Genomic DNA, 18676 nt, shown 5'->3' with positions numbered 1-18676 from the left:
GAATTATGAGAAAAAATATAAAAAAACCCGCCAGACTATTATCTGCTAATTTTTAACAAGCAGGGTTATTTTAAAAAACAAACCAAAAGTGCGCGGATTATCAAATAAATTCTAACTATATTTTTTTGCCTGTCTGGATCACATAATCCAGATATTTTCCCTGTATGTTAATTGCAGTCATGCTTCACACCGTCGTTAAAAAGGAAGACAGATGAAAATCAGTCGGGAAACACTCCACCAGCTAATCGAGAATAAACTCTGCCAGGCTGGATTAAAACGTGAGCACGCTGCAACCGTGGCTGAAGTATTGGTTTATGCCGATGCCAGAGGGATCCACTCTCATGGCGCGGTACGCGTGGAATACTACGCAGAACGTATTTCGAAAGGCGGCACCAACCGCGAACCGGAGTTCCGTCTTGAAGAAACGGGGCCGTGTTCGGCAATTTTACATGCCGACAATGCCGCCGGGCAGGTCGCCGCGAAAATGGGCATGGAACATGCCATTAAAACAGCACAACAAAATGGCGTTGCGGTGGTCGGTATCAGCCGGATGGGTCACAGCGGCGCAATCTCTTATTTTGTGCAGCAGGCAGCCCGCGCCGGATTAATTGGCATTTCGATGTGCCAGTCCGATCCAATGGTGGTGCCGTTTGGCGGCGCGGAAATTTACTACGGTACTAACCCACTTGCCTTTGCCGCGCCGGGAGAAGGCGACGAGATCCTTACTTTTGATATGGCGACTACCGTACAGGCATGGGGAAAAGTGCTCGACGCCCGCTCGCGTAATATGTCTATCCCGGAAAGCTGGGCGGTCGATAAAAACGGTGCACCAACAACCGATCCGTTCGCGGTACATGCTCTGCTCCCCGCCGCTGGGCCGAAAGGGTATGGCCTGATGATGATGATTGACGTCCTCTCAGGCGTGTTACTCGGCTTACCGTTCGGGCGCCAGGTCAGTTCGATGTATGACGATTTACACGCCGGGCGTAATTTGGGGCAATTACATATAGTTATTAATCCGAACTTTTTCTCCTCCAGCGAATTATTCCGTCAACATCTTAGCCAGACCATGCGCGAATTAAATGCCATTACCCCCGCGCCCGGTTTTAACCAGGTTTATTATCCCGGACAGGATCAGGATATTAAACAACGCAAAGCCGCCGTCGAAGGCATCGAAATTGTTGATGACATTTACCAGTATTTAATTTCCGACGCGCTTTATAACACGTCATACGAAACGAAAAATCCCTTTGCGCAATAATTATTGAGACAGGACTTTCTTATGATTACACATTTCCGTCAAGCCATAGAAGAAACGCTGCCCTGGCTTTCCTCTTTTGGCGCTGACCCTACGGGTGGGATGACCCGTTTACTTTATTCGCCGGAATGGCTGGAAACCCAACAGCAATTTAAAAAAAGAATGGCAGCAAGCGGGCTGGAAACACGTTTCGATGAAGTGGGAAATTTATACGGTCGCCTGAATGGCACCGAATATCCACAGGAAGTGGTTCTGAGCGGTTCGCATATCGATACCGTGGTTAACGGCGGTAACCTCGACGGGCAATTCGGCGCACTGGCGGCGTGGCTGGCAATTGACTGGCTGAAAACACAATACGGCGCGCCGCTACGTACTGTCGAAGTGGTGGCGATGGCGGAAGAAGAAGGCAGCCGCTTCCCGTATGTCTTCTGGGGCAGTAAAAATATCTTTGGGCTGGCGAATCCTGACGACGTGCGGAATATCTGTGATGCCAAAGGAAATAGTTTTGTCGATGCGATGAAGGCTTGCGGATTCACTCTGCCGAACGCCCCACTAACTCCGCGTCAGGATATTCAAGCCTTTGTCGAACTGCATATCGAACAGGGCTGTGTGCTGGAAAGTAATGGGCAGTCAATTGGCGTGGTGAATGCAATTGTCGGGCAACGTCGCTATACGGTGACGCTGAACGGCGAATCAAACCATGCAGGCACCACGCCGATGGGCTATCGTCGTGACACGGTTTATGCGTTTAGCCGCATTTGCAATCAGTCCGTAGCCAAAGCGAAAAAGATGGGCGATCCGCTGGTGCTGACCTTTGGCAAAGTGGAGCCGCGCCCAAATACGGTTAACGTAGTGCCGGGTAAAACCACGTTCACCATTGATTGTCGTCACACCGACGCTGCCGTGCTGCGCGATTTCACCCAACAGTTAGAAAACGACATGCGGGCGATTTGCGATGAAATGGACATTGGTATTGATATCGATTTATGGATGGACGAAGAACCGGTGCCGATGAACGAAGAGCTGGTCACCACCCTGACGGAACTGTGTGAAACAGAAAAACTGAATTACCGGGTGATGCACAGTGGTGCCGGGCACGACGCGCAAATTTTCGCGCCTCGCGTGCCGACCTGCATGATTTTCATTCCCAGCATTAACGGGATCAGCCATAACCCGGCGGAACGCACCAATATTACCGACCTTGCCGAAGGGGTCAAAACGTTGGCACTCATGCTTTATCAACTTGCCTGGCAGAAATAAGGAGTTATAAATGGGATATTTAAATAACGTCACCGGTTACCGCGATGATTTACTGGCTAACCGTGCGATTGTTAAACACGGTAATTTCGCGCTGTTAACCCCGGATGGTCTGGTAAAAAATATTATTCCTGGCTTTGAAAATTGTGACGCGACAATCCTGTCCACACCAAAGCTTGGCGCTACGTTTGTCGATTATCTGGTGACGCTGCATCAAAACGGCGGTAATCAGCAGGGATTCGGCGGAGAAGGAATTGAAACGTTCCTGTATGTCATTTCTGGAAATATCACTGCCGAAGCCGAAGGAAAAACATTTGCCTTAAGCGAAGGTGGCTATCTTTATTGCCCGCCAGGCTCCTTAATGACGTTTGTTAATGCCCAGGCCGAAGACAGCCAAATCTTCTTGTATAAGCGCCGCTATGTTCCGGTAGAAGGTCATGCGCCGTGGCTGGTTTCTGGCAATGCCAGCGAACTGGAACGCATTCATTATGAAGGCATGGACGATGTTATTCTGCTGGATTTTCTGCCCAAAGAGTTAGGTTTTGATATGAATATGCATATCCTCTCTTTTGCGCCAGGTGCCAGCCACGGTTATATCGAAACCCACGTTCAGGAGCACGGTGCTTATATTCTTTCCGGTCAGGGAGTTTATAACCTCGATAATAACTGGATCCCGGTAAAAAAAGGCGATTACATCTTTATGGGCGCATATTCTTTACAGGCCGGTTATGGCGTAGGGCGTGGTGAAGCGTTCAGCTATATTTACTCGAAAGATTGCAACCGCGACGTAGAAATTTAAGTCATACCACTCGCCTGATTATTTTTAGCTATGTTGGATTTTGCCACGGTTTATACCGTGGCTTTTTTTGCGGTAAATTCAGGTAAAAAACAGATGCGGGATAAAATGCATCCGCTTCAGGCTGAAAACCGCACAGACAATCCCCTCGCCCCTTTGGGGAGAGGGGGAAAGCCATGCTCGTAGCAATCAGAAGCAGATGCGATATGAACCGCATCCGCTTTAAAGGTAAGAATCAGGGTTTAATTCCCTGACCTATTTTAATGGCGCAGGCAATATTTCGCGCGCTGTTGAAGAGATTGGTTTCACCACTGGCGAGCACTTCGGCTAAAGGTGCCAGACGTGGCAAAATGCTGAACACCGCGTCAATGCCGTACTGGTGCACCACTTCCACGCCATCACCCAATACGCCAGCAATCCCAATCACCGGTACATTAAACTGCTTCGCCACCGACGCCACGCCCAGCGGCGCTTTACCGCCTGCCGTTTGCGAGTCGATGCGCCCTTCCCCGGTGATCACCAGCGCCGCTCCCTGCACCGCCTGCTCCAGGTTGACCGCCCGCAGTACAATCTCAATACCCGGTTTAATATCCGCATTGAGAAATACCGCCGCCGCAATACCCATACCGCCCGCCGCGCCGCCGCCCGCCATCTGGCAGACATTGATTTCCGTTTGCTGCTGCAAAACACGGGCGAAATTTTGCAGCCCCTGCTCCAGCTCTTCGACCATCTCCGGCGTTGCCCCTTTTTGCGGGCCAAACACCGCCGCCGCGCCGCGTGCCCCTACCAGCGGGTTATCAACATCACACGCCACTTCAATATGACAGCTCGCCAGACGCGGATCGCATTCCTCCATCTCAATGCTTGCCACACGCGCTAAATTGCCGCCGTTTGCCGCCAGCGCCTGACCGTCGGCATCAATGAAACGCACACCGAGCGCCTGCGCCATGCCCATACCGCCGTCTACCGTCGCGCTGCCGCCAATGCCGAGAATAATATGGCGAATGCCGTTATCCAGCGCATGACGAATCAGCTCGCCGGTGCCATAACTTGACGCCAGCAACGGATTACGCTTTTCAGGCGCGACCAGCATCAGGCCACTTGCTGCCGCCATCTCAATCACCGCTGTTTTCCCGTCGCCGGTAAGGCCATAAAAAGCATTCACTTTTTCGCCCATCGGCCCACAGACTTCGAGCGTCACGATGTTGCCGCCCGTCGCGGCAACCATCGCATCCACCGTTCCTTCGCCGCCATCTGCTATTGGCAAACAGATATAGTGCGCATCGGGAAAGAGGGTCGAAAACCCGGCTTTAATTGCCTGACAACATTTTTCTGCACTTAAGCTCTCTTTAAACGAGTCTGGCGCAATGACAATCTTCATTATCAATCCTTTTTCAACAAATTATTCGATGCGTTCCCACGGAATAAGGTTATCCATAAGAACAGCCAGTAAAATTCCGACCAGTAAGCCGTTACTGAGCAGAGGACGAAGCGTTAATGGAAGGTCTTGCAGATACACAGGCGGTAATGCCATTAAAAATATGCCGACAAATAACGGCAATGCGAGTCGATAAATATTGCGAGCGGTAAACGTTATTTGCTGACTAAACACCAGCGCGGAAAAGAGTAAAGGCAGATAAGAAACCAGCATGACCGCGCTACTCACTGGTAAAGGGATACTGCAAAATAGTCGCGTGAGTGCCGGAACCAGTGCCACCAGCAGGCAAATAACGCTGCCATAAATAAACGAACGCCGCGTGTAATCGCCAGTCTGGGTTAATAAACCAATGGATGAAACAAACGGTGAAAATGGAATTACCGCCAGCGGTACGGTTATCAGCGTCATAAATCCGGTCGCCACAAAGCTACGACGATAACGCGTATTCCCCGCGCCCTGCTGCGGATAAAAAACATCCGTGCCCCGAATCGCACCGTAGGTATTACTGATATTCACCAGACCTGTAATCACCGCCGTCAGAATAATTCCCGGCGACAACGCACCGCCACTGCCGAGCGGGAACCACTGCCAGTGCAACTCACCGGAGAGCGAATGCGAAGAAGGAAAGCAAAAGTACCACAACAACCAGCCGGTTATCGTGCCGACCAACAGGCCGTAACGGGCAAAACGTTGCGGCAGGAAGATAATCATCGCCAGAACCAGGCACATCACCGCCACCGAGAGCGCGAACGGCGGTAACTGAATTTTAAAATTCGAGTCGGCTATGCCAAACGGCAGCCCGAGCATACCTTTGAAAAAGATAGTGGTCAGCTGCGCGCCCAGCATCAGCATAAACAGCACCATCACCGTCGGAGTAAATAACCGCGCAAGGCGATGACCTAATCCACTAAGTCCAATCAATATCGTCAGCACGCCGGAAATCGCAATCCCCACCGCCAGACTGGTGGCGATATCATTGACAGGTGTTCCGCGCGATGCTTCGCCAAGGGTGATAGTGAGGATAGTTCCCCACCACAGGCCGCCTGGCCCTTCCATAATAGCGCGACGATGACCGCAGAACGCCTGAGCGAAGCAGGCCAGTGCAGTAGCAAGAAAAGCATATTGCGTGAGCGTAAGCAGGTTACTTTGCGGCAACTGAAAAGCCGAAAGCAGCGTAGGAGGAACCACAACCGTGTTGCAAAAAATAAAGAAAAACCACTGAAATCCTGATAACAGGCTTTCGCGGCTCACTGCAAAATTGAACATAAACACACCTTAACCGGAGAATGCCCGCCGCAAGGACGGGCATTGCAGGGGCCAGATTACTGCTGATGTTTAAGGATAAATTGACCTTTCGGCGCAACAGGGAAGCCCTGTTCAATGTCGTAAATCACATCACCACGTAAGATGGTTTTCGTGATACGCGCGCCAATGGTTCGGCCAACATACGGGCTGACTTTGTGGCGATATTCCAAATCGTCATTGGTAAGAACATAGCTGCTATTCGGTTGAATGAAGACAAAGTCGGCATCTTTTCCTGGGGCGATACGACCTTTTTGCTGCAGACCGAAGATATCTGCTGCATTAGTCGCCATTAATTTGCCAAACATTGCCAGAGACATACCGCGTTTCTGTACTGCTTCATCGAACATCACGTCCATGCAGCTTTGCAGACCGGCGATACCGCCCCATGCTTTCATGATGTTACCGGCTTTCATTTCCGGCGGGCATGGAGAGTGGTCGGAAACCAGGCAGTCGATTTCACCGTTAAACAGTTTTTCCCACATGCCTTTCTGGTTTTCCAGATCGCGGATCGGCGGTGAACACTTCGCCAGGGTGCCAATTTCTTCGAACTGATCGGTATCCAGCACAAAGTAATGCGGGCAGGATTCACAGGTAACATCCTGACCTTCCTGACGCGCACGAGTCACTTCCTCAACACCTTCCGGGCTGCTGATGTGGCAAACGTGCAGACGGCAACCGGCAACTTTCGCCAGGTACAGTACGCGGCGAATCGCTTCCACTTCGGTAAATACCGGACGAGAAGCCACATAGTCATGTGCGGTTACGCGACCTTCACGCTTCGCTTCTTCGCCCAGTTCATCACAGATCAGAGCGTTTTCGCAGTGCACCAGCACCGGCTGCCCCATTTCGCCCAGCTTCTGCGCGCCTTTGAAGAACCGCCAGTCGTTTACGTCACGGAAGTCGTTGTCGATACCACGATCGCCACAGGTCGCAACGAAGCATTTGAAGCCGACAACGCCCACTTCATCCAGTTCGTGCAGACGGTCGATGTTGTAAGAGACCAGGCCACCCAGTTGTGCCGCATCGACAGTCAACTTACCTTTAGCGGCGTCGAACTTCAGTTCAATCGATGCGCGATCAACGGTTGCTGGCAACTGGTTGAGCGGCATTTCGATCATGGTGGTGATACCGCCTTTTGCCGCTGCGCGAGTGCCGGTTTCATAACCTTCCCAGTGGCTACGACCCGGTTCAGAAATGTGGCTGTGCGCATCGACCATGCCCGGAGAAACCACCAGACCAGACGCATCCATAACTTCTTTTGCATCGCCCAGATCCTGACCGATAGCGGCAATTTTTCCGCCTTTAACGGCAATATCTACAACGCGAGCTTCGTTTTCTAAAATGGCGGTGCCGTTTTTAATAATTAAATCAAAAGACATAACAAACTCCTTGTAAAATACAGATTGTTTTTTAACTCAATGTTCAATATCGGGATTAATTAACCTGTGACTTTTTGCTCTCCTGTTTTTTCTACTGCTGTGCGTTTCTTTAATAAAGCGTAGGCCGCAAAGGCGACGATGACGCCGACAAACCATGAAACACGCGATAACGGTTCCATGACCGGAATAAATTTACCGCCGAGAGATAAAATAACCGCCACCAGAGTGACTGAGAATGCAGTGAGGTTAAAACCGTTATCGTAATATTTAAAATCGCCTGGTGCGGTGTACAGTTCATCAAGATTAATTTGTCCGCGCATTACTACGAAATAATGCGCCATCATCACACCAATTACCGGCCCCAGCATCCCACCGATAATATCGAGGAACAAATAAATACTGTCCTGGTTTTCCATTAATTTCCACGGGCAGATCAGCAGGCTGATAATACTGGCAATCAGTACGCCGTTTTTATAGGTCAGTTTCGTCGGTGCAATAGCGGCAATCTGATAACCAGCCGGAATAATATTACCGGTGGCGTTCGTGGAAATGGTCGTCATCAGAATAACCAGTACCGCAAAGAACGAGGCAAACAGGCTGTCCCAACGCTGAACAATATCCAGCACGTTCCAGGTGTCAGCGCCGTAATGAATACTGGCTCCGGCAATAATACATACCCCGGCGACCGCAAACAGAATATAGGCCACAACCAAACCGAGCGTTTGCCCCAGCGCCTGCTCACGGAAAGAGTGAGCGTTTTGCGTAAAGTCTGATGCGCTCACCGCCGGTGCCGCCCAGACCGCAACCACCGCGTTGATCACCACCAGGAACAGGAAGCCACTATTTTCTGCCTTCTGAATACCGCTCGGAATGTAGTCAAAGATTGGAGCAATCCCTACCAGCGAAATCGCCCAAATTGCCATACCGCCGAAGACGATATAGATGCACGGGTTAAGAATAGCGGTGAATTTATTTAAAACTTTGCCACCGCCAAAACCAATACCAACGTTAACCAGCCAGAAGAGTAAGAAAGTGATTAAGCCCGGTAGAGAAAGCCCTAACAGGGTAAAATCACCGCCGAGAGTTAAAAATCCCGGCCAGATTTTGCCAATCAGGATCAAGCAGGCCAGCGATCCGGCATAACACTGCAAACCAAACCACATGATGGCGGCAATCCCGCCTCTTAACAGTCCGGGAAACAGTGCGCCACGCACGCCATACGAAGCTCGCAGGATCATAGCAAAAGGCACGCCGTATTTACTGCCCGCAGCACCGTTTAATACCATTACCGCAGCTATAAAAAAGGCGCTAAGGATAATTGCCAGCATAATACTAAAAGTAGACAAGCCGAGAATAAAAAAGCCGCCGACCATTACATAATTGGGAACGTTATGAACCGAACCCATCCATAAGGTAAAGTAGTTAAATGTTTTCCAGGTACGTTGACTTTGTGTTTTCGGTAATAAATCTTCGCTATATCCGCGTTGCTGGAATAGTTTTCTCTGATGTTCCATAAATCCCTCTTAATTTCACGTATCGAATAACGCTGTTTTAATCTAGCTATGAGGAACTAATAAAATAAAAAATAATTTTTTTAATACTGAAGCAACGTCGTTGGCTGCTTTCTTTTTTACTGCTGGCCGAATCAATTATTTGATATCGGCCATTTTTATTGCAGGCATCGAGGCTTTATCGGCAACGATGCCTTTTTATCAGGCGAGTTTATGATTCGCCATTAACTCCAGCGCCTGCACTAATGCAGAGTGATCCAACTGGCTGCCGCCGTTTGCCGCACAGGTATTAAATAACTCCTGGCAGGTTGCGGTGTTTGGCAGATTCAGCGCCAGTGCTTTCGCACTTTGCAGCGCCAGATTGAGATCTTTCTGGTGCAGAGCAATTTTGAAGCCCGGATTAAAGGTGCGTTTAATCATACGCTCACCGTGAACTTCCAGAATGCGCGAGGAAGCAAAGCCGCCCATCAGCGCCTGGCGCACACGCACCGGATCGGCACCGGCTTTCGATGCAAACAGCAGGGCTTCAGAAACCGCTTCAATATTGAGCGCCACGATAATCTGGTTTGCTACTTTGCAGGTTTGACCGTCGCCGTTACCGCCCACGAGGGTGATATTTTTACCGAGCAGTTCAAACAGCGGTTTAACACGTTCAAATACCGCTTCGTCGCCACCAACCATAATTGACAATGTCCCTTCACGGGCGCCGATTTCGCCGCCGGAGACTGGCGCGTCGAGATAATCGCCGCCCAGTTCATTCACCTGACGGGCGAAACGTTTAGTTTCAATCGGTGAAATGGAGCTCATATCAACAATGGTTTTGCCCTTCAGAGACGCTTTGGTGCAGCCATTTTCACCAAACAGAACTTCTTCAACCTGTGGCGTATCCGGCACCATAATAAAAATGATGTCTGACGCTTCTGTTACCTGGCGCGCAGTGTCAACGCTGACGGCACCGAGTGACAGTAATCCATCAGCAACCGAACCAATAGTTGTGACATGCAGTTGATGACCGGCGCGCGCCAGATTAATGGACATCGGAGTACCCATAATGCCTAAGCCAATAAATCCCAGTTTCATATTTAGCCTCTTTTAAATGTCGCTTTTCCTGAATTCAGACAACGCGATCCCCTGCCGACGTAGCGGCCTAAAAAAGCATTGTCTGAACAGCGTTACGTTTTAACGGTACGGTTTCATCCAGCCTAAACCGGCTTCCGTGGTGGTTCTGGGTTTATATTCACAGCCAACCCAACCGTTGTAGTCAGAATTTTCAATTACCTTAAAGAGATAATCGTAATTAATTTCTCCGGTTCCCGGTTCGCCACGATGTGGATTATCGGCGATTTGCAGGTGACCAATTTTATCGGCCCATTGGGTCATGGTGTTGGTTAATTCACCTTCCATCCGCTGCATATGATAAATGTCATACTGAATTTTCAAATTGCAGCAGCCTACATCATCAATCAGTTTCAGCGCCTGCTGAGTTCCGGTGAGATGGAAACCAGGGATATCGAAATGGTTGATAGGTTCAATCAGTAATAAAATATCTTCTTTCATCAACATATTCGCGGCATAACGCAGGTTTTCCACAAGCGTTGCGTGAATCTGTTCACTGCTGAAACCCGCCGGAGTTTTACCGACCAGACAGTTGATTTTTTTATTACCCAGCGCACGGGCATAACGAATCGCCGCTGCTACGCCATCACGAAACTCTTCTTCACGGCCAGGAATACAGGCAATACCCCGCTCGCCCGCCGCCCAGTCACCCGCAGGTAAATTATGCAGCGTATGCTCGAGTTTATTACTCGCCAGCACCTGTTTTAATTCTTCAATGTCGTAGTCATAAGGGAACATAAATTCAACGCCGCGAAAACCACACTGCGCGGCTTTCTCAAAACGGGTGAGAAAATCATATTCGCCAAATAACATCGATAAATTAGCAGAGAAACGTAACATTATTTATCTCCCTTATTCATAGTGCATGAAGCAGGTTTCAGTCGGCGCGTCCGCTGCGTTATCGGCGATATCTTCAAATTCCATAACGTTATCCAGTTCGCTACCCATCGAAATATTGGTTACTCGCTCCAGCATAATTTCCACCACCACCGGGACTCGGTACTGATTCATTAAGACTTTCGCTTGTTCAAAGGCCGGAGCAATATCTTCCGGTTTGAAAACGCGAATCGCTTTACAACCTAAACCTTCCGCCACTTTCACGTGGTCAACGCCATAACCGTTCACATCACTGGAGTTAATATTTTCAAACGCAAGCTGTACGCAGTAATCCATATCAAATGCACGCTGCGACTGACGAATCAGGCCGAGATAGGCGTTATTAACCAGCACATGGATGTACGGAATATTGAACTGTGCGCCAACGGCTAACTCTTCAATCAGGAACTGGAAGTCGAAGTCACCGGAAATCGCCACCACATTACGCTCTGGATCAGCCGCACACACACCCAGCGCCGCCGGAATGGTCCAGCCCAGCGGGCCTGCCTGACCACAGTTGATCCAGTGACGGTCTTTAAAGACGTGCAGCATTTGCGCCGCAGCAATTTGTGACAGGCCGATGGTGGTGACATAGCAAACATCGCGACCAAAGGCTTTGTTCATCTCTTCATACACGCGCTGCGGTTTCACCGGCACGTTGTCGAAGTGAGTTTTACGCAGCAAAGTGCGTTTGCGCTGCTGGCAGTCGGCGACCCACTCTTTACGACACGGCAGACGACCGGCTTTTTGCATCTCCTGCGCCACTTCAACCAGCAGCGTCAGTGCCGCTTTGGCGTCGGAGACAATACCCAGATCCGGGCACAGTACGCGGCCAATTTGCGTCGGCTCAATATCGATATGGACGATTTTGCGCCCTTCGGTGTATTTCTCTACCGACCCGGTATGACGGTTGGCAAAACGGTTACCGATACCAAACACCATGTCGGACGCCAGCAATGTTGCGTTACCGTAACGATGCGCAGTTTGCAGACCCACCATCCCGGCCATCAGTTCATGATCGTCCGGGATACAGCCCCAGCCCATCAGCGTTGGGATCACCGGAACGCTGGTCAGTTCAGCAAACTGTTGTAACAGCGCGGCTGCGTCAGCATTGATAACCCCGCCCCCGGCAACGATCACTGGACGCTCAGCCTGGATTAACATTTCTACGGCTTTTTCGATCTGCATACGGCTGGCAGCAGGTTTGTAGACCGGCAGCGGTTCGTACATATCAGGATCAAACTCGATTTCCGCTACCTGAACGTCGAACGGTAAATCCACCAGTACCGGCCCCGGACGACCAGAACGCATCAGGTGAAATGCCTGTTGCAGCACACGAGGCACCAGCGCCGCTTCACGTACTGTAACCGCCATTTTACTGACCGGCTTGGCGATAGCTTCAATATCAACGGCCTGGAAATCTTCTTTATGCAGACGGGCACGCGGAGCCTGGCCGGTAATGCACAAAATAGGAATGGAATCAGCAGAAGCGGAATAGAGCGCGGTGATCATGTCAGTGCCTGCTGGTCCCGACGTTCCCAGACATACGCCGATATTCCCTGCCGTTGCGCGGGTGTAGCCTTCCGCCATGTGCGACGCACCTTCCACGTGACGCGCCAGAATGTGACGAATACCGCCGTGCTTACGCATCGCTGAATAGAAAGGATTGATTGCTGCTCCCGGAACGCCAAAGGCGGTGGTGATACCTTCTTTCTCCAGCACATACATTGCCGCGTCAACGGCTCTCATTTTTGCCATTTTCTTCCTACCTCAATTAATTGGAAAAATTTTCCAACTTTCAAATTTTGTCAAAAAAACCCGCTCCGCAGAGCGGGATGCGACAGACACTATGGATGTGCTTTCAGTCCCAACGCCGTGCTGATATCGCGGGCGGTGTCTCTGACCAGCTCACCCTGACTGACAAAACGATCTTCTGTCAGTCTTGATGAAGGCCCGGAGATGGAGATAGCGGCAACAACACTACCCACATCATCGTAAATTGCTGAAGCTATGCAATTCAGGCCAACAACATGCTCTTCTTTATCTACGGTATAGCCCAGTTCACGCGCTTGTTCCAGATCCTTCAGCAAGGTGGGCATATCCACAAGCGTAGTTGGCGTAAACTGCTGCAAACCGGTTTGCAGGATGATGCTCATCAACTCCTCTTCCGCCAGCGGATAAAGCAGCGCCTTGCCCGCACCGGAAGCATGCAGCGGCAGACGACTGCCCAGCGGCGCACACATCCTGACCATCGATTTACACTCTAACTGACCAATTAATACTGCTTCATTGCCGTTACGAATCGCGACATTGACCGTTTCGCCGGAAAGTAACATCAGGCGGCGCATAAACGGCCCGGCGACGGAGAGGACATCGCGGTTATGGATGTACGCCGCACCGACGTTAAAGACACCTAATCCTATATGCCACCAGCCTAACTGACTGTCCTGATAGACAAAATCCGCTGCCTGTAAAACCTTCAGCAGGCGAAAGGTCGTGGAGAGCGGCAAATCCAGATTGAGAGAAATATCGCTAACTGACGAACTTCCCCCACTTTTTTCCAGATATTGCAGAATCGCAATTCCCCGCTCTAATGCCTGTGCGCCCTTCTGTGCCACAGGCTCCGCCTGTCCTGGCCTGCCGCGCCGTCTAACTTCCGTCATACCTACGTTAACTCCGACCTACAAGTGAGCATAAACAATGAACAATTCGTTTATCTTATGCAAGTCGGTTGCAGGCGTCACGCAAAACAGAGCTCCTGCTCAGGAATACTTTCGACATCACAGTTGTCACTGCCGCCGCGATCGATGGTCAGAAAATCGGTGACTCGTTGCCAGGCGAAAAGCGGGTGATGCCAGACATTACGATGGTAATTCACCCCCTGCTCACCGTTGGTGATAAACGCCCGCAGCGTTGTCAGGTCTGGTTTGTCGTCACCTAACGCCACGACCACCACAAACACTTCCCCTTTCATCGGGATAAACGCCTGAGTGCCCAGCGGATGACGTTCGAGTTCGTGAATGGTCAGCGGCAGATTCGCCGGTTGCGCGCGGTTAATGCTGATAAGCGTACGGTCTTGCTCAAGAATCTCAACCAGCGCCAAATCGTGGTAACGCTCTACCAGGCCATTGTTAATATGGAAAAAATCCCGTTGCTGCGTTTCGATTACGTCGCCATAAGCACTGAAGGCTTCCTGACTTAACGGTAATACCTGAAGTTTCATCTTGTTGTCCTTGTAACATAATTCCGTTCAACCAGCGCCGACCGGTCAGCTTGGTTTCAATAACAGGCAATCTAAAACCTTAAGAGAACAACATCAATACAAAAGTTGGAATATTTTTCCAAAACTAGATTTAGCCCACAAATCACACAGGGTTATCATGTAAAAATACAAGTAAATCAAAGGACAGCAAAATCACGCAACTTGCGGATTTAAAAGGGGATACCTGAAGATGTTTGATCCAGAAACCTTGCGGACTTTCATTGCGGTTGCTGAAACAGGAAGTTTTTCAAAAGCGGCAGAACGATTATGCAAAACCACGGCGACCATCAGTTATCGCATTAAACTTCTGGAAGAGAATACCGGGGTGGCGTTGTTTTTCCGCACCACTCGCAGCGTGACATTGACAGCGGCTGGCGAGCATCTGCTTTGTCAGGCCAGAGACTGGCTGAGCTGGCTGGAAAGTATGCCCAGCGAGCTGCAACAGGTGAATGATGGCGTAGAACGCCAGGTGAATATCGTCATCAACAACCTGCTTTACAACCCCAAGGCCGTCGCCCAATTGCTGGCGTGGCTGAACGAACGTTACCCCTTTACCCAGTTTCACATCTCCCGACAAATCTATATGGGCGTCTGGGACTCACTATTGTACGAAGGTTTTTCACTGGCTATCGGCGTCACAGGAACCGAGGCGCTGGCAAATACTTTTAGCCTTGATCCTTTAGGTTCGGTGCAATGGCGCTTTGTCATGGCGGCGGATCATCCGCTGGCGAACGTTGAAGAGCCGCTCACAGAAGCGCAGTTACGGCGCTTTCCGGCGGTCAATATTGAAGACAGCGCCCGCACCTTAACAAAGCGAGTCGCCTGGCGATTGCCGGGGCAAAAAGAGATTCTCGTTCCGGACATGGAGACGAAAATCGCTGCCCATCTGGCGGGCGTTGGTATCGGTTTTTTGCCAAAATCACTTTGCCAGTCAATGATCGATAATCAACAACTGGTCAGCCGGGTCATCCCAACGATGCGCCCTCCTTCGCCATTGAGTCTGGCATGGCGCAAATTTGGTAGCGGCAAAGCGGTAGAAGATATTGTGACCTTGTTTACCCAGCGCAGACCAGAAATCAGCGGATTTTTAGAAATTTTCGGCAACTCACACAGTTAAAAATCAAGTTTCCTCGCGCGTTGGCGCGTAAAATAGCGCGCAAGCTGATTTGAGGTTCACTTTTAACTATGCAAGAGAGACACACGGAACAGGACTATCGTGCCCTGCTGATTGCTGATACGCCCATTATTGATGTTCGCGCCCCCATTGAGTTTGAGCAAGGCGCAATGCCCGCCGCTATCAACCTGCCGTTAATGAATAACGATGAACGCGCCGCCGTTGGCACCTGCTACAAACAGCAAGGGTCAGACGCGGCGCTGGCGCTGGGGCATAAACTGGTGGCGGGTGAAATTCGTCAGCAGCGCATGGACGCCTGGCGGGCAGCGTGCCTGCAAAATCCGCAAGGTATTCTCTGCTGCGCCCGTGGCGGTCAACGTTCACATATTGTGCAACGTTGGCTGCATGAAGCGGGGATTGATTATCCGCTGGTGGAAGGCGGTTATAAGGCACTGCGCCAGACCGCGATTCAGGCGACCATTGAACTGTCACAAAAACCGATAGTGCTGATTGGCGGTTGTACCGGCAGTGGTAAAACGCTGTTAGTGCAGCAACAGCCGAACGGTGTCGATTTGGAAGGGCTGGCGCGTCATCGCGGCTCTGCTTTTGGTCGCACATTACAGCCGCAACTTAGCCAGGCGAGTTTTGAAAACCTGCTGGCTGCCGAGATGCTAAAAACTGACGCCCGTCAGGATCTGCGCCTGTGGGTGCTGGAAGATGAAAGCCGGATGATTGGTTCAAACCATCTGCCGGAATGTCTGCGCGAGCGAATGACCCAGGCGGCGATTGCCGTGGTAGAAGACCCGTTTGAGATCCGGCTTGAACGCCTGAACGAAGAATATTTCTTGCGTATGCATCATGATTTTACCCATGCATATGGCGACGAACAGGGCTGGCAAGCGTATTGCGAATATCTGCATCACGGTCTTTCGGCGATTAAGCGTCGGCTGGGGCTACAACGATATAATGAACTGGCTGCCCGGCTGGATGCGGCGCTGACAACGCAACTCGCAACCGGCAGCACCGACGGTCATATGGCCTGGCTGGTGCCGCTGCTTGAAGAGTATTACGACCCGATGTACCGCTATCAGCTTGAGAAAAAAGCGGAAAAGGTTGTCTTTCGCGGTGAGTGGGCGGAAGTGATGGCGTGGGTTAAGGCGCGGTGATGAGCGGTATTCTGAAACGGCGATTGTCGTGAGAACAGAATGATTGCAACAGAATACAGATATAAAAAAACCGACATGACAGTCGGTTTTTTTATTTTTCCGCCCGAGAGTTGGTGGTTCTGGGCAGAGATGAAACAGTCCTCATCTAGCAAGTGAATTATAAGTCAGGATACCTACATATTCAAACAGCTATGCCGGCGATACAATCCCAACGCTAGTAATGATACTGCCTCAAGGGATTACCGCAGTGCGGAAAAATACTTTTAAGTCCTGGTCAGGATACAGGTGGTGCTGATTCTGGTGCTCTGATTTGGAGAGAGGCAGTCCTCATCTAGCACATGAAGGAAAATCATAGTTACAGGCAACGTAAGGGTAAGCTGTGATTGTCTTTCTCCCTTAAGGGAGCAACGGATGAAAACTTTTCTCGATAAAGTTCTCATCGTTCTTAAGGCGCTGATCGCGCTGCTGGAACTGATCCGCCAGTTTATTGAATAACTGAGGAAACGTAGCTAAGGCCGAAGGTTTACCACCTTCGGCCTTTAACAAAACCGGCATGACAGTCGGTTTCAGATTGTTGCCAAAGGGCGCACTATTCATGCCGGATGCGCTACGCCTGTCATCACCCCGCAAACTGCCTGAACAGCGCCTTACCCTTAACCAGTCGCGCGCCCAGCCAGCCGCCGCAAAGCGACAGCAGCAACGCACCGCTGCACGGCAGCACAATCCACAATCGCCAGTCTGGCTCCCACGGGAAATCAAACACTTTTGATTGCAGTACCGCCAGCGCCGTTTCCGCACCGATGGCGGCCACCAGGCCAGAAACAAACCCGAGCATGGCAAACTCACACCACAATGTCGTGCGCAGCAGTTTTTTGCCCGCACCGAGTGTGCGCCACACCACCAGCTCCTGATGGCGCTGACGCATTCCCACCTGCACCTGTGCCAGCAACAGCAACATACCGCAGGCGGTGACCAGCACCACCATCACTTCCAGCGCCCGACTTACCTGCTCCAGCACCTGACCGACCTGTTTTAAAATCGCGCCAATGTCTAACAGGCTAATGGTCGGGAACTGGCGGTTGAGTTGCGTCAACATGCCGTTGCCGTTCTCCCAGCGGAAACTGGTGAGCCAGCTTTGCGGCTGCCCGTCCAGCGCCCCTTCCGGGAAAATAAAATAGAAATTAGGCCGCAGACTTTCCCAGTCCACTTTGCGCAGACTGGTCACTTTAGCGCGGAACTCCTGGGTATCGCCCATAAAAGTCACGGTATCGCCGAGGGCAACGTTTAAGCGTTTCGCCAGCCCCTCTTCCATCGACACTTCATCCGCTTTTGGCGGCCAGTTACCGGCGACAATCGGGTTATGATCGGGCCGCGTATTTTGCCAGGTGAGGTTGAGTTCGCGGTTGAGCGCCTCATCTTCATTGCCTTCTGTCGGCTTGCCGTTAATCGCCGTCAGCCGCGCCCGCACTACCGGATAAAACGATTCCGGGACTATCTGATGTTCCGCGAGGAACGCTTTTAGCGGCGTAACCTGTTCTGTGGCGATGTTGATTAAAAAGTAGTTCGGGCTTTCTGGCGGTAGCTGCTGTTGCCAGCGGTCGAGCAGATCGCCACGCAACACCAGCAGCAGTGCCAGCAGCATAAAGGAGAGCGAAAATGCCGAAAGCTGGCTTAACGTTGACCACGGCTGTCGTAACAGGCGGCTGACCGCCAGACGCAAAGGTAGCGATTTCAGCGTCAGGCGGCGAAGTACATTAAGCAACATCCAGCCCAGCACACCGCACAGCAAAGCCAGCACTACTGCGCCCGCCAGCACCGCCCAGAGCAGCATACTGCCACCCATTAATCCGGCGAGCAGCAGCACAACCACCACACTGACAATCGGCAGATAAAACTTCAGCGGCCAGACGTTCGCTACCACATCATTACGTAATACGCGTAAAGGCTGCGTTGCCAGCAACAAGCGGTACGGTCGCAGCCCCACCAGCAGCGAGATGACCGTCATGGTGCCGAGCGCCCACAGCCACGGCCAGAGGCTGGCTGGCGGTAGTGCAGCAGGCAGAACGGGCTTGAGCAGCACCATCAACACGTTTTCGAACAACAGACCTATCGCCCCACCGGTAACGGCTGAAAGCGTCAGCACCATCAACCACTGACCGACGATTAGCTTACGCAGTTGCGCTCGCCCTGCTCCCAGC

At 51.2% G+C, this 18676-nt stretch carries 16 protein-coding genes; 6 read left to right on the top strand and 10 right to left on the bottom strand.

Features of this window, described 5'->3' with window-relative positions:
* Nucleotides 1-211 precede the first annotated feature (211 nt).
* From allD to allE, 3 genes are read left to right on the top strand one after another with little or no spacing between them, the layout of a single operon-like run.
* On the top strand, nt 212-1261 hold the full coding sequence (gene allD / locus EQY_RS0120395) for an ureidoglycolate dehydrogenase (RefSeq protein ID WP_000703919.1): 1050 nt from the start codon (nt 212-214) through the stop codon (nt 1259-1261).
* A 21-nt stretch (nt 1262-1282) separates the two neighbouring features.
* Nucleotides 1283-2518: an allantoate deiminase gene (gene allC / locus EQY_RS0120390; protein WP_024212677.1), complete on the top strand. Its 1236-nt coding sequence runs from the start codon at nt 1283-1285 to the stop codon at nt 2516-2518.
* Between the two features lie 10 nt (nt 2519-2528).
* Nucleotides 2529-3314: a (S)-ureidoglycine aminohydrolase gene (allE, locus tag EQY_RS0120385; protein WP_000540971.1), complete on the top strand. Its 786-nt coding sequence runs from the start codon at nt 2529-2531 to the stop codon at nt 3312-3314.
* A gap of 232 nt (nt 3315-3546) precedes the next feature.
* Here allE and glxK read toward each other — a convergent pair whose 3' ends face one another.
* The 9 genes from glxK to allA all read right to left on the bottom strand — a co-directional run bounded on the left by glxK (nt 3547) and on the right by allA (nt 14159).
* Entirely contained in the window at nt 3547-4692 is a 1146-nt protein-coding gene (glxK, locus tag EQY_RS0120380) for a glycerate 3-kinase (protein WP_000706342.1), read from the bottom strand.
* A gap of 21 nt (nt 4693-4713) precedes the next feature.
* Complete coding sequence (locus EQY_RS0120375) at nt 4714-6015, bottom strand: uracil/xanthine transporter (protein ID WP_024212676.1); 1302 nt, start codon at nt 6013-6015, stop codon at nt 4714-4716.
* A gap of 56 nt (nt 6016-6071) precedes the next feature.
* The gene (allB, locus tag EQY_RS0120370; protein ID WP_000006857.1) at nt 6072-7433 is read right to left on the bottom strand and encodes an allantoinase AllB; all 1362 of its coding nucleotides are present in this window, start codon (nt 7431-7433) and stop codon (nt 6072-6074) included.
* Nucleotides 7434-7492: 59 nt separating this feature from the next.
* Nucleotides 7493-8947, bottom strand: a complete 1455-nt coding sequence (locus EQY_RS0120365; RefSeq protein ID WP_000401111.1) for an allantoin transporter — start codon at nt 8945-8947, stop codon at nt 7493-7495.
* 198 nt (nt 8948-9145) lie between these two features.
* A complete protein-coding gene (glxR, locus tag EQY_RS0120360) occupies nt 9146-10024 on the bottom strand; it encodes a 2-hydroxy-3-oxopropionate reductase (RefSeq protein WP_000765856.1) in 879 nt (292 codons plus the stop codon).
* 99 nt (nt 10025-10123) lie between these two features.
* Nucleotides 10124-10900, bottom strand: a complete 777-nt coding sequence (gene hyi, locus EQY_RS0120355) for a hydroxypyruvate isomerase (protein WP_000943580.1) — start codon at nt 10898-10900, stop codon at nt 10124-10126.
* A 12-nt stretch (nt 10901-10912) separates the two neighbouring features.
* Nucleotides 10913-12694, bottom strand: coding sequence for a glyoxylate carboligase (gene gcl / locus EQY_RS0120350; protein WP_001096879.1), 1782 nt, complete (start codon nt 12692-12694; stop codon nt 10913-10915).
* An 89-nt stretch (nt 12695-12783) separates the two neighbouring features.
* Entirely contained in the window at nt 12784-13599 is an 816-nt protein-coding gene (gene allR / locus EQY_RS0120345; RefSeq protein ID WP_000141275.1) for an HTH-type transcriptional repressor AllR, read from the bottom strand.
* A 77-nt stretch (nt 13600-13676) separates the two neighbouring features.
* Complete coding sequence (gene allA, locus EQY_RS0120340) at nt 13677-14159, bottom strand: ureidoglycolate lyase (protein ID WP_000776391.1); 483 nt, start codon at nt 14157-14159, stop codon at nt 13677-13679.
* Nucleotides 14160-14388: 229 nt separating this feature from the next.
* Here allA and allS point away from each other — a divergent pair, with 229 nt between their 5' ends.
* The 3 genes from allS (at nt 14389) to dinQ (ending at nt 16973) form a co-directional block, all read left to right on the top strand.
* Entirely contained in the window at nt 14389-15315 is a 927-nt protein-coding gene (gene allS / locus EQY_RS0120335) for an HTH-type transcriptional activator AllS (RefSeq protein ID WP_000460114.1), read from the top strand.
* A gap of 68 nt (nt 15316-15383) precedes the next feature.
* Complete coding sequence (gene mnmH, locus EQY_RS0120330; RefSeq protein ID WP_001157982.1) at nt 15384-16478, top strand: tRNA 2-selenouridine(34) synthase MnmH; 1095 nt, start codon at nt 15384-15386, stop codon at nt 16476-16478.
* A 411-nt stretch (nt 16479-16889) separates the two neighbouring features.
* Entirely contained in the window at nt 16890-16973 is an 84-nt protein-coding gene (gene dinQ / locus EQY_RS27340; protein WP_349808740.1) for a damage-inducible type I toxin DinQ, read from the top strand.
* Nucleotides 16974-17097: 124 nt separating this feature from the next.
* Here the strand turns inward: dinQ and EQY_RS0120325 are convergent.
* Nucleotides 17098-18676 (bottom strand): ABC transporter permease (locus EQY_RS0120325; protein WP_000652486.1); only part of this gene is annotated, 1579 nt, incomplete at its 5' end.

It is taken from the genome of Escherichia sp. TW14182 (assembly GCF_000208525.1).
Classification (GTDB): domain Bacteria; phylum Pseudomonadota; class Gammaproteobacteria; order Enterobacterales; family Enterobacteriaceae; genus Escherichia; species Escherichia ruysiae.
The sequence above is the reverse complement of the archived record's forward strand: the minus strand, read 5'-3'. Positions and strand labels throughout refer to the sequence as shown.